Genomic DNA, 12,688 nt, shown 5'->3' on the forward strand with positions numbered 1-12,688 from the left:
CAAGTATAAACTACTATGTCACTAACCCTGGCATACATCCGTTAACAACCAATGAAGAATTTTTTAGACCAGGATTTTTTGCTTCAAACTAAAACGGCACAGCGCTTATATCACGAGTTTGCGAGCCATCAGCCTATTATTGATTACCACTGCCATCTTCCGCCAGATCAGATTGCCGACGATATCAATTTTAAAAATATCACCCAGATCTGGCTTTATGGCGATCATTATAAATGGCGTGCTATGCGTGCAAATGGAGTTAATGAAGCCTATATCACCGGTAATAAAACGGATGAGGAAAAGTTTACAGCCTGGGCTGCTACCGTACCTTATACTTTAAGAAACCCATTGTATCATTGGACACACCTTGAGTTGCAGCGGTATTTTGGCATCGATGAGTTACTTTCACCTGTATCGGCACAAAAAATATATGCCCAGTGTAACGAAAAACTACAATCGCCAGAATTCAGCATCCGCAATATCCTGAAAAGTAAAAACGTAGAGGTTGTAGGTACAACCGATGATCCACTGGATAATCTTAGTTATCATCAGAAACTGAAACAGGATGCATTCAGTGTAAAAGTCTTGCCCGCTTACCGCCCTGATAAAGCTATGAATGCAGACGATATTGCCGGGCTCAACAAATACATCGACCAGTTGGAAGCAGTGGCAAATGTATCCATATCCAACATTGATGAATATCTTTCGGCGTTAAAAGCAAGGCATGATTACTTCGCCGAAAACGGCTGCAAATTATCCGATCACGGCCTGGAGCAAATTTATGCCGAAGATTATACTGATGCTGAGATAGCTGCCATTTTTACCAAAATCAGGAGCAACGAAGTATTGTTGCCATTAGAGATCCTGAAATTCAAATCGGCTATGTTGTATTACTTTGCCATTTGGGATCACGAAAAAGGCTGGGTGCAGCAATTTCACCTTGGCGCATTACGAAATAACAACGCTCGCGCATTAACCAATTTAGGTCCTGATACAGGCTGGGATTCTATAGGTGATTTTGCACAAGGCAGGGCGTTGTCGAAATTCCTGAACCGATTGGATACTACTAACCAGTTGGCCAAAACGATTATCTATAACCTTAACCCGGCCGATAATGAGCTGTTTGCTACCATGGTGGGCAATTACAATGACGGTTCGGTTGCAGGCAAAATGCAGTTTGGTTCGGCCTGGTGGTTTTTGGATCAGAAAGACGGCATGATCAAGCAATTGAACGCTTTATCAAACATGGGTTTGCTGAGCCGTTTAGTGGGGATGCTTACCGATTCACGAAGCTTTATGTCATTCCCGAGGCATGAGTATTTCCGCAGGTTGCTTTGTAACCTGTTGGGCGATGATATTGAAAATGGCGAACTGCCAAATGATATTGAATGGACAGGGAAGATCGTGAGTGATATTTGCTACTTTAACGCCAAAAACTATTTCAATTTTTAAATGAGCAATATTGAAAATACAAAGGGAAGCATCTTGTCTTTTGGCGAACTGTTATTACGTATGTGTCCGGATGGCGAAGGCCAGTGGCTTGCGGAAAATAAGCTGCCATTTTTTATAGGCGGCGCTGAGCTTAATGTTGCCAACGCCTTAGCCTTGTGGGAGCAGCCGATAAAATACTTTACTGCTTTGCCTGATAATGCACTTTCCGAACAGATCGTCAGCTATCTGCAAGGCAAAAATATTGATACCTCGGCGATTCACAAAAGCGGCAACAGGATAGGGCTTTATTACCTTACCCGCGGTAAAGACGTAAAGAATAACGCCATTGTATATGACCGTGCAGGTTCGGCCTTTGCCGATCTTAAACCGGGCATGGTTAATTGGGATGTTGTTTTGGAAGGCGTAAGCTGGTTTCATTTCAGTGCGATTTGCCCGGCCTTGAGCCAATTGGCCGCCGATGTTTGCGAAGAGGTTTTGCAGGCAGCCAGCAGAAAGCACATTACCATATCTGTCGATCTTAATTATCGCCCCAAATTATGGCAGTATGGCAAGAAGCCTGTGGAGATCATGCCAAAGTTGGTACAATATGCCGATATTATTATGGGCAATGTTTGGGCCGAAGAAACGATGCTTGGTATCCCGGTTACGCCAGATATGCATGAGTCGGGCCAGCAAAGCATCTACCTGAAAGAAGGGCTTTATTCGTCCGAAAGGATTATGGATGCTTACCCGCGTTGCCGGGCTGTAGCTAATACTTTCCGTTTTGATGCCGGCAAAGGTGTTGAATATTACACTTCGCTTTATACAGGCAACCGCTTTTATCATTCACCAACCTATACAACCGAAACAGTGGTTGACAAGGTAGGTAGCGGCGACTGCTTTATGGCCGGACTTATTTACGGCTTTTATAACAAGCTGGATCCGCAGCAATTATTAGATTTTGCTACAGCAGCTGCTTTTGAAAAGCTGTTTATTGAAGGTGATGCAACAACAAAAACAGTTAATGAAATTTATAATGCTATGAAACAATGAGTAAAAAAGATATAGTACTTGACGCGATATTAAAGCAGGGCACATTACCGCTGTTCTTTTACAAAGATCCGGAGGTGAGCCTGCAGATAACCCGTACACTTTATAAAGCCGGCATCCGGGTATTTGAATATACCAACCGCGGTGAAGCTGCTCTTGAAAATTTTAAGGTTTTAAAACAAGCATTAGCCAATGGCGAAATGCCGGGGCTTGAATTAGGTATAGGCACCATTAAGAGCGTGCAGGAAGCCGAGGCTTTTATTGCTGCCGGGGCTGATTTTATCGTGTCGCCGATTGTTAACCCCGAAGTAGGCAAACTTGCAGCGCAGCATAACTTGTTGTGGATTCCGGGGAGCATGACACCAACCGAGATCTATTTAGCCCAACAAAACGGTGTTGCTTTAATAAAAATATTCCCGGCCAATATATTGGGGCCGGAATTTGTATCGTCTATCAGGGATTTATTTGCCGGTCAGTTGTTCATGCCAACGGGTGGGGTTGACTTGAGCCATGACAGCATCAGTACCTGGTTTAAAGCCGGTGTATGCGCGGTGGGAATGGGCAGCAAGCTCATTAGCAAAAGCGTACTCGAAAACCAGGAGTACGACAAGCTGTATAACGATACTTTGAAGCTGCTGGAAATAGTACAAACCATTAAATAGCCAGTTAACCTAAATTATAATGAGAGAAGAAAAAGTTGGAAACTACCGGTGGGTTATCTGCTCATTGGTGTTTTTCGCAACAACCGTTAATTACCTTGACCGGGCAGTGATCAGTCTGCTTAAATCAGACCTTACAAAGGAGTTTAAGTGGAATGATGGCGATTATGCCAATATTGAGATAGCGTTTAAAATAGCATATTCTATAGGTCTGCTGGCTGCCGGCAGGATCATTGACAAGATCGGCACCAAGCTTGGATATTTCCTTTCAACGCTGCTGTGGAGTATTTCGGCTGTGTGCCATGCTTTTGTAGGCAGCACATTCGGCTTTGGTGTAGTACGTTCTGCCTTGGGTATCAGTGAAGCCGGAAACTTTCCTGCAGCTATTAAAACCGTTGCAGAGTGGTTCCCCAAAAAGGAGCGTGCTTTTGCTACAGGAATTTTTAATTCAGGAGCTAACATAGGTGCGATAGTAGCTCCGTTAACGGTTCCGTTTATAGCGGTTGCCTGGGGATGGCGTTGGGCATTTATTATAACCGGTTCAATCGGTTTTATTTGGCTGGTACTTTGGCAGGTAATTTACCGCGCACCTGCGCAACACAGTAAAGTATCAAAGGCCGAGCTTGATTACATTAACAGCGATCATGACAGCCAAACCGAAGCTTTGCAGCCTGTTGAACAAAAGAAAATATCATGGGGTAAACTGCTTTCGTTTAAGCAAACCTGGGCATTTGTAATAGGGAAATTCCTTACCGACCCTATATGGTGGTTTTACCTGTTTTGGTTACCCGATTTTTTGGAGAGCCAGTATAACTTAAAGGGCACGCAAATAGCTATACCTGTTGCGCTGGTTTATACCATGTCTACTTTTGGTAGCGTTGGCGGTGGCTGGTTGCCCATGAACCTGATCAAAAAAGATTGGCCGGTGTTTAAAGCCCGTAAAACATCTATGTTTATTTACGCACTGGCAGTAATACCCATCATATTTGCTCAAATTTTGGGCGGTGTAAATATGTGGCTTGCGGTTATAGTAATAGGAATAGCAGCATCAGCGCACCAGGCCTGGAGTGCCAATATTTTCACTACAGTTTCCGATATGTTCCCCAAACGTACTATTGGTTCGGTAACTGGTTTGGGTGGAATGTTTGGGTCTATTGGAGGGGTTTTCCTGTCGCTTGCCGTACAAAAAAACTTGTTCGTTTATTACCGTTCAATCCATAAAATTGAGATTGCCTATTACATTATGTTTTTTGTTTGCGGAAGCGCTTACATTTTAGCCTGGCTCATCATGCACTTTTTAGTGCCCCGGATGAAACCAATTGAGTTAGACTAAACTGATTGAATTATTACGCAGAAAGCCGGGGCATTAGCCCCGGCTTTCTTTTTTATAAAGAATGACTTACTGCCTGTTCGGCAAGTTCATCTATCCAGCTTGAAAGGTAGGGCTCTGTGCCATCAAGCCTGATCCATTCGCCGTCTTGATCCCTGGCTATTACCAAATGCAGCGTTTCATCTATCGATTTAAATTCATAGGCATTTGGGTAACCGGGACGGGTTACCTGTTGCGCTATACCGTCAATTTCACTATCGGTTCCTGTAAGTGTAGCATCAAATTGCTGTTCCATAATATTTACGATTTATTAACCTAACATGGCTTAGGTAACTTCTGTTTGCGCCGGCATCAGGTAAGTCGCTATATTATTTGTTTTTAAGCTGATAAAATTGTTTTTTAAATTTAACACAGCTAAAACTTTTAATATACGAGTTATGTTTTGTTAACAATTATAAACCATGAACAGAAGGCTCAGCACAAAATATTTCCAGGTATCGCAAAGGGTATGGGGAACCAAATTATTGTTTGTTAACGTTTACATGATAGCTAACCGTCCCGGTGCTGCTAAGGGCTGGGTTTTGGTTGACACGGGGTTAAAAGGTTCGGCAGGTAAGATCATTGCCATGGCCGAGGACCTTTTTGGCCCGGGAACAAGGCCGGCCGCTATTGTGCTTACACACGGCCATGGCGACCACGCAGGTGGCCTTGAAGAACTATTGAAGATATGGAATGTACCCGTTTATGCCCATGCGCTGGAGCTGCCTTATTTAACCGGACTGTCGTCGTACCCTCCGGCCGACCCTTCATTACGTGATGGGGTAATGAGCCTGCTATCGGTATTTTTTCCTACAGCGCCCATAAACCTCGGTACTAAAGTAAAGGCAATCGATATGGAGGAAGGGATCCCTGAACTGCCCGAATGGAAGGTCATTCACACACCTGGCCATACACCGGGGCATATTTCGCTGTTCCTGCCAATAAATTCAACCCTTGTAGTAGGCGATGCGTTTTCAACCACTAAGGCCGAATCAGCTTTGTATTCCTTTAGTTCGTTTAAGAAGTTAACCGGCCCGCCCCGATATTTCACTACCGACTGGGAAGCAGCAGCCGAATCTGTCCGCAGGCTTACTGCTCTTGAGCCTCGCGCGGTGGCAGCTGGCCACGGCCCGGTAATGCGCGGTCGTGAGCTTCATGATGAACTGCACGAGCTGGCAGATAATTTTGAGCAGTTGGCAATACCCGCAAAAGGCCGCTATGTAGGCCACCCTGCCATTGCCGATGAAATGGGCGTAAAATATATCCCGCCATATGTAAGCAGCGGGATATTAAAAGCAAGTATCGGTATTGCAGCTGCACTGGCAACTTTTTTTATTATCCGAGGATTACAGGAATAAAGAAGAATCCCGCCGGTTTGTGCTTACCTTTACCGTGTGGAAAATTTAAAACCAGACCCCAAAATACTCATCGATATTGTACAAACCAGGATGCCTTACGGCAAATATAAAGGTACTATCATAGCCGATATTCCCGTATCATACCTAGAGTGGATGGCCGGCAAGGGTTTTACTAAAGATAAAATGGGGATGTTGTTATCAACCACATTCGAGATCAAAACAAATGGCCTGGGTGAGATCCTTTTCATGGTGAAGAAACAAATCCAAGCCCCCCGGCCCCCTAAAGGGGGAGGATTCTGATAGTGTTTGTTACCACCCTAAATAAAAAAGAAGCACTACACACTGTAATGCTTCTTTCTGTTTTTTGTCGATAACTCCCTTTTGAGGACAGGGACTTTACAACCTGTTAAACCACCCCTTTTTCCAAAACACAAACACCTGTATTACGGCAATCAGCAACATAAATACAATGGCATAAATATAGCCATGGTGCCAGTACAACTCGGGCATGTTATCCGGAAGGATATGGCCTTTATCATCCTGGCGCGAAAAGTTCATGCCGTAAATACCGGCAATGAAGGTAAGCGGGATAAATATCACCGAAATAATAGTAAGCACCTTCATGATCTCGTTCATACGGTTGCTAACCATTGATAAGTACAGGTCGATAATGCTTGAGGTTACCTCTTTATAATTTTCAATAAGGTCCATCGCCTGGATGCAGTGATCATAGGCATCGCGTAAAAACAATTTAACTTCTGGGGTTATCAGCGGGCTTTCCGACCGGATCATATCATTGATTTTATCACGCTCGGGCCAGCTGGCACGGCGTACAACAATAAGCGTGCGTTTTAGCTGCTGGGCATCAAACATGATTGTTTTATCGGCACTCTCATAAAGCTTATCTTCAAGCGCATCCAGATGATCTCCAATTTGAGCCAATAAAACAAAATAGTTGTCGATTATGGTATCGGTAAGCGCATAACACATATAACCCGGACCTGCAGTACGAATAGCCCCTTTACCGGCTTTCAATCGAGCCTTTACTGCATCAAAACGATCTGTGTGATCTTCCTCAAAGCTAACAATAATGTTATCTTTAATAATGGCCGAAAACTGGCAGTTGATAATCTCATTTTCTTTATTGAAATGAACTATCCTGCTGGTGCAAAAAGCATAATCATCATACTCGTCAAATTTAGGGCGTTGATGGGTGTTAGCAATATCCTCCAACACTAAAGGATTAATATTGCAATGCAAGCCAATTTGCTCAATCAGGTCGGCATCGCCCAAACCGTTTATTTTAATCCAATGGGTATGATTATCACATTTATTGAGCTGCTTTAGTGCAGTTTTTATGTCCTTGCCTTCACAGGTTACCAATTCATCCTTATTGTAAGAATAAACTGAGATAATGGGCTTAAGCGCATCGCTGGGCACGTTGATAGTGCCCGGTCTGTCGCCTACATTGCCTGCATGTTTATGTTTTTTAAAGCGTAAACGCTTCAGGTTGCCATTCATTTACAAATAGTTTATTGTTTGCGGTCCCTGGTTAAATAGCAGGTCAATAATGCTCAGGTTTTTCATAAAGCCCTTCCGGTCTTCAAATACCTGAAAATATGGCTTCTGCTGTATTTCGCTTTCCCTTTTTGGATGGATAGAAAACCGAAAATCATGCAGGTTAGGGTATTCGGGTTGATATTCATCCGTGTAACTTAATTCTGTTTTTATTTTAGTGAGCTTGAGCAGCAGGTTCAAAAGCTCCTGGTTATAATCAAATAAGTAGGTAATTTGTTTTTCATAAAAAGGCGCAAAGTCATCTTCATAAAATTCAAAATAAGCAGAGCGACGGTAGCAAGCCTGTAAGCTCTGCCAATGTAAGCGCTGCCACATAAAATCGTAGCTTATTTTTACGTCTTTAACTTTGGTATGATTTTTTGAACCTTTTATTACGGGCACAACCAATGCCAGCATACCATCGGGCGAATAGATATTAGCCCGGTTGCGATAAGTTTGTTTAGGAAAATGCTCCTCTCTTTCTATCAGTATATCAGGCTTGTACGTGTTTAACTGTACAAAATAATCTACCGGTGGAAGATAAAACATAGGTAATACAGCGCCTTTTTCAATCATATATTTTATGTTTGTGCTCAAAATTGGCGAAAATAATGATAAAAAAGGGCTTTACTAAGTTTGGTATATTAATTTTATACCTGATATCGTTGCTTCCCTTTTGGTTTTTATACATTTTATCTGATATAGCATTCGTTATTATTTACCACATTGTTCATTATCGCCGCGATGTGGTGCAGCAAAATCTCCGTAATGCCTTTCCCGAAAAAACAGATCAGGAGCGCCATGATATTGAACGAAAATACTACCGCTACCTGTCAGATTTAATGGTGGAAACCATTAAAATGATCACCGTATCAGAAAAACAAATTCAGAAAAGGGTTGTGGCTACTAACTCTGATCTGGTTTTCGAGTACTTTGCTAAAGGTAAGAGTATTATTGCAGTTGCAGGGCACTATTGCAATTGGGAAATGGCGGCCCTCAATTTTAATTTCGTTACCGATAAAAGGTTCATGATCGTTTACAAAAATCTATCGAATAAAACGTTCGATGATTTTTTTATTAAAATCCGGTCACGATTTGGCGGGCAGCCGGTAGCCATGAAGCAAACACTGCGCAAAATGGTGGAGTACCGCAAGGAACTCACTGTAACCGTACTGGTAGGCGACCAAACCCCTGTAATGCATGAGGTAAACTATTTTACCAATTTTTTAAACCAACCCACAGCTGTATTTTTGGGGATTGAAAAAATTGCTAAAACAATTGACGCGGCCGTTGTTTTTTACGACATGAAACGGGTGAAGCGCGGGTACTACGAATACACCCTGATCCCGCTTACCGAAACACCAAAAGAAACTGCCGAACACGAAATAACAGATATGCACGTGAAATACCTTGAGGGGATGATCAGGAGAGAACCACAGTATTGGTTATGGTCGCACCGGAGATGGAAGTTTAAGCCGGAGGATTTACATAGATGACCCATACACCTAAAGTTGCTGTAGTTATTTTAAACTGGAACGGCATAAAGTACCTTAAACAATTTCTTCCTTCGGTACTATCATCTACATATCCCAACCTGGAGATTGTGATGGGCGACAATGCTTCGTCTGATGATTCCGTGGCTTTTATGCGCGAAAACTACCCGTCGGTAAGGGTCATCCAAAATGATAAAAATTACGGCTTTACGGGGGGCTATAACCGTGTATTGACCCAGGTTGATGCCGATTATTATATCTTGCTTAACTCGGATGTGGAGGTTATCCCCGGCTGGATTGAACCTGTTATCGAATTAATGGAAAGCGATAGCTTAATTGCTGCAGCTGCTCCCAAAATCAGGTCATACGCTCAAAAAGATTATTTTGAACATGCCGGTGCTGCCGGTGGCTTTATTGATAAACATGGTTACCCGTTTTGCCGTGGCAGGATCTTTTACGAACTGGAAAAGGATAACGGCCAATACGAGCAATCGGGTGAGGTATTCTGGGCGTCGGGCGCATCATTGTTCATCAAAAAGAAAATATGGGATGAAGCTGGTGGCTTTGACGAAAGCTTTTTTGCCCACATGGAGGAGATCGACCTTTGCTGGCGCTTAAAAAACATGGGTTATAAAGTGATGTATTGCGCCGAATCAACTATTTTTCATGTTGGTGGTGGGACACTTAACGCAGAAAACCCATTTAAAACTTATCTTAATTTCAGAAACAACTTGTTTCTTATCAAAAAGAACCTTCCTTTTGGACGTGCGTTTTGGGTGATCTGTATCCGTTTTATAATGGATTTGCTTGCTTTACTCCGTTTTTTAATGGAAGGCAAGCGTAAAGATGCCTGGGCGGTAAGCAGGGCGCACCAAAGCTTTGTGTTAAGCCTTTTTAAGGCGAAAGGTAAAAGGCAAAAGGCGAAAGGCAACGCAGTGCAAAATACCGCAGGTATTTACAAAGGCAGTATTGTTTGGGCTTTCTTTGTGAAAAAGAAAATCCATTTTACTGATCTTGATCCTGCGGAGCTTTAGTGTCGTCTGTACCTTGTTCCGGTTCTTCAGTTTCGTTTATGCCGGGAACCTTTACTTTAATAGGTGGTAAGCCCTTTGGCCATATAACCCGCACATCCTGCTGGCGGAATGGGATATCAATGCCTTCACGATTAAATGCATCGTAAATATCGGCTAATACGCGGCTCTTAAGTTTAAGCCAGGTGTTGATATCGGCAGCCCAGAAAAATATCCTGAAATCGACCGAGCTTTCATTTAAATTATGCAGGAATACAGAAGGCGACGGCTGGGACATGATATCATCATGGTTAGTTAATAAGTTTAATAGTATTGCCTTAACCTGCTCAATATTAGATCCATATGCTACGCCGATGATCAGTTCAACGCGGCGGTTGTTATTGCTTAGCGTCCAGTTAATCACGTGGTGCGATATCAGGTCGCCGTTAGGGATAATTACCTCGGCGCCATCGGCAGTAGCTATTTTACTTGCACGGATACCGATATCCATAATGGTACCCGAGCGGCTGTCTACCTCAATAATATCCCCAACCTGTATCGGTTTTTCAAAAGCCAGTATCAAACCCGATACCAGGTTGTTTACAATATTTTGTAAGCCAAAGCCGATACCAATACCAAAGGCACTTATTATGATGGTGATCTTATCAATAGGTACGCCTGAAGCAGCAACCGCCAAAAAGAAGCCTAAAGCTATCACTCCAATGCGGATAAGCAGGGTAGAAGTACGGTTTTTTTTCTTGGCGACATCAATGTCATTGGCATGCTTGGCAGCAATATCATAAAGGTAACTGATGATTTTCGACGCGATAGACGACAGCCAGATCACCGCTACAAAAATGATCACACTTTGAAATGTGAATTGGGTATTTGTGCCGCCTATGCTTCGGTTCTTTGTCAGGAAATCGCCCAGGTAATCAAATACTGTATCCTCAATATTCAGGTTTTGGGTAAGCATCACCAGCCACAATATAGTAGCAAGTATGGTTAACACGCTCCTGAATTTGTTTTGAAGTAATTTATAGTCGATGAAAGAGGTAAGGTTGTTGCTCTTTTTACCTGCTTCCAGTTGCAGGAATAAGGCTTCCATGATGATATGCACTATGTAATACAAGGCCAGCGCGAGCCATAGGTTATACACCACGCTAACGCCGATGATCTTAGCTAAACTCACCCTGCCAAAAACATTGCATAAAAAGGATGAAGCTTGCAGAAATATAAAAACCTTAAGTATAAAACTTGTATAGGGCAGGTAATCATCCTTAGCTTTACGCACTTTTGATAAAAACCTGAAACTTAGCACAGATGCTGCAAGACCTAAAACTAAAATAGCTATTCTGTCGATATTGGTAACCTGGATATAAAGGTTGCTCAGGCTATAAATAAGGGTAATGCCAAATAATTGGAGCATGTAGCGGAACATAGGCGCCGGACAGGCCTTTTTTACCAAGTAAAGTATGGCTATCATCAATACCAGTAAAAACATCTCCAATACCACTACCGGTGGATGATCATAAAAATTAGGCAGCAGCGTAAATGCTAAAATGAGCGAGGACGCGAACGGATAGTTCACTACGTAATTGGCCTGGTCAAATACATTTTCGGGTGCATCATTATCCCGTAAGATCCTTCGGCGACTGGCACGTACCCAAGCAAAAAATGCTAATAAAACCACCAAGCCCGAAAGATGGAGCAGAATATCCCGGCCAATGAAAAAGCTAAACAGCTTGGCGTTCATGTCGGCTGTAGCTTTTGTTGCCGGGCCGAAGTCGCTGCCCTCATCGGCATTCATGTTCCAGATATTACTATATTCCTGCGACATGGCCCGGATACTGAAATCCCTGATTTTGGTATCAATTTGGTCTTTAAGGTCAAGTATGGTAATATAAACGGCAGAAGTTCGGTTTTGCAACAGCCCAATTTTTACCATCACCTTTTTATTGGTAGTATCAAGCCGGTGATATTTGCTGTCGATAGCTATTTTTTGGATGAGATACGTAGTAGCTAATGAACTATCGGCCGGCAGGATTTTCAGTACGCTATCGCGTGATATGGCATCCAGATCATTTTGATTTTGAACAAGTTTGCTATTGATATCGGCAAGCTGCTCCTGCCACAGGTCAAGCTGGTCATCGCTGCGGGTAAGCACATCTCTGATAGTGTATAGATATCTTAGTGTGCTTGATTTATCATTATCAATAAGCGATTTGATCAACGTAACTCGCCGCTCAAACGATGGCAATTTGGTGCTGATATCAGCAGTGTCTAACTTTTTTGAAAGATTGCTTTTAATCTGGTTAAAAGCAGATGTATAATACTCTACTTTTTGTAGCAAATTATTTACCGATGTGTCTGAACGTTTAAGCGCCCGCATCATCGAATCGCGCGAGAGGATAGAGGCCCGCAACGAATCTCTTACCGAATGTGTTTTTTTCTTTTTGGTTTGAGCAAACGTATTAACACTGGATAGCAGCGTAACAAAAAGTAAACTTAGCGCGGTAACTCTGAATATTTTAAGCATCTGGAACAATAAGCTAAAAGCAATGTTTAAACGCTTTTATGACAAAAGCGTTTTATTTTTTTTATCGATTACACTGATTTTTGTATAATTCCACCGATTTAGTTCGTTAAACGTTTGAAATCATCATTTAAAGTCAATGAAGATTTCATTGAATGTGAGTCAGTCAGCGCTAAATCGATAAAATCTTTTCATCTGCGAAACCGCAAAAAATCGGTGCAATCA

12 protein-coding genes are annotated in these 12,688 nt (G+C 42.6%); 8 read left to right on the top strand and 4 right to left on the bottom strand.

Annotated features, from left to right (window positions below):
* Positions 1–51 precede the first annotated feature (51 nt).
* From uxaC to ACEN9X_RS26785, 4 genes are read left to right on the top strand one after another with little or no spacing between them, the layout of a single operon-like run.
* A complete protein-coding gene (gene uxaC / locus ACEN9X_RS26770; RefSeq protein ID WP_413668049.1) occupies positions 52–1,452 on the top strand; it encodes a glucuronate isomerase in 1,401 nt (466 codons plus the stop codon).
* Positions 1,453–2,484 (top strand): PfkB family carbohydrate kinase, encoded by a 1,032-nt coding sequence (locus tag ACEN9X_RS26775; protein ID WP_413668050.1) that lies wholly within the window; start codon positions 1,453–1,455, stop codon positions 2,482–2,484. It begins immediately after the preceding gene.
* The gene (locus ACEN9X_RS26780; RefSeq protein WP_413668051.1) at positions 2,481–3,143 is read left to right on the top strand and encodes a bifunctional 4-hydroxy-2-oxoglutarate aldolase/2-dehydro-3-deoxy-phosphogluconate aldolase; all 663 of its coding nucleotides are present in this window, start codon (positions 2,481–2,483) and stop codon (positions 3,141–3,143) included. The genes ACEN9X_RS26775 and ACEN9X_RS26780 overlap by 4 nt, the downstream gene beginning before the upstream one ends.
* Positions 3,144–3,162: 19 nt before the next feature.
* A complete protein-coding gene (locus tag ACEN9X_RS26785; protein ID WP_413668052.1) occupies positions 3,163–4,473 on the top strand; it encodes an MFS transporter in 1,311 nt (436 codons plus the stop codon).
* A gap of 52 nt (positions 4,474–4,525) precedes the next feature.
* On the opposite strand, the gene ACEN9X_RS26790 is transcribed toward ACEN9X_RS26785, so the two are convergent.
* The gene (locus tag ACEN9X_RS26790; protein ID WP_121225340.1) at positions 4,526–4,765 is read right to left on the bottom strand and encodes a hypothetical protein; all 240 of its coding nucleotides are present in this window, start codon (positions 4,763–4,765) and stop codon (positions 4,526–4,528) included.
* Between the two features lie 166 nt (positions 4,766–4,931).
* On the opposite strand from ACEN9X_RS26790, the gene ACEN9X_RS26795 reads away from it, so the two are divergent.
* Both ACEN9X_RS26795 and ACEN9X_RS26800 read left to right on the top strand, forming a co-directional pair.
* Positions 4,932–5,867, top strand: a complete 936-nt coding sequence (locus ACEN9X_RS26795; protein WP_121225338.1) for an MBL fold metallo-hydrolase — start codon at positions 4,932–4,934, stop codon at positions 5,865–5,867.
* 36 nt (positions 5,868–5,903) lie between these two features.
* A complete protein-coding gene (locus tag ACEN9X_RS26800) occupies positions 5,904–6,167 on the top strand; it encodes a DUF3820 family protein (RefSeq protein WP_413668053.1) in 264 nt (87 codons plus the stop codon).
* A gap of 96 nt (positions 6,168–6,263) precedes the next feature.
* Here the strand turns inward: ACEN9X_RS26800 and corA are convergent, their stop codons facing one another.
* Together corA and ACEN9X_RS26810 are read right to left on the bottom strand one after the other, a co-directional pair.
* The gene (gene corA / locus ACEN9X_RS26805; protein ID WP_413668054.1) at positions 6,264–7,388 is read right to left on the bottom strand and encodes a magnesium/cobalt transporter CorA; all 1,125 of its coding nucleotides are present in this window, start codon (positions 7,386–7,388) and stop codon (positions 6,264–6,266) included.
* Positions 7,389–8,000 carry a WbqC family protein gene (locus ACEN9X_RS26810; RefSeq protein WP_413668055.1) on the bottom strand — a complete coding sequence of 204 codons (612 nt, stop codon included), beginning with the start codon at positions 7,998–8,000 and terminating at the stop codon, positions 7,389–7,391.
* Positions 8,001–8,035: 35 nt separating this feature from the next.
* Between ACEN9X_RS26810 and ACEN9X_RS26815 the strand changes: the two genes are divergently transcribed.
* A complete protein-coding gene (locus tag ACEN9X_RS26815; RefSeq protein ID WP_413668056.1) occupies positions 8,036–8,920 on the top strand; it encodes a lysophospholipid acyltransferase family protein in 885 nt (294 codons plus the stop codon).
* The gene (locus tag ACEN9X_RS26820) at positions 8,917–9,951 is read left to right on the top strand and encodes a glycosyltransferase family 2 protein (protein ID WP_413668057.1); all 1,035 of its coding nucleotides are present in this window, start codon (positions 8,917–8,919) and stop codon (positions 9,949–9,951) included. Before ACEN9X_RS26815 ends, ACEN9X_RS26820 begins: the two co-directional genes overlap by 4 nt.
* On the opposite strand, the gene ACEN9X_RS26825 is transcribed toward ACEN9X_RS26820, so the two are convergent.
* On the bottom strand, positions 9,923–12,466 hold the full coding sequence (locus ACEN9X_RS26825; protein ID WP_413668058.1) for a mechanosensitive ion channel family protein: 2,544 nt from the start codon (positions 12,464–12,466) through the stop codon (positions 9,923–9,925). The genes ACEN9X_RS26820 and ACEN9X_RS26825 overlap by 29 nt on opposite strands.
* Between the last annotated feature and the right edge of the window lie 222 nt (positions 12,467–12,688).

The organism is Mucilaginibacter sp. Mucisp86, from assembly GCF_047324315.1.
Taxonomy (GTDB): domain Bacteria; phylum Bacteroidota; class Bacteroidia; order Sphingobacteriales; family Sphingobacteriaceae; genus Mucilaginibacter.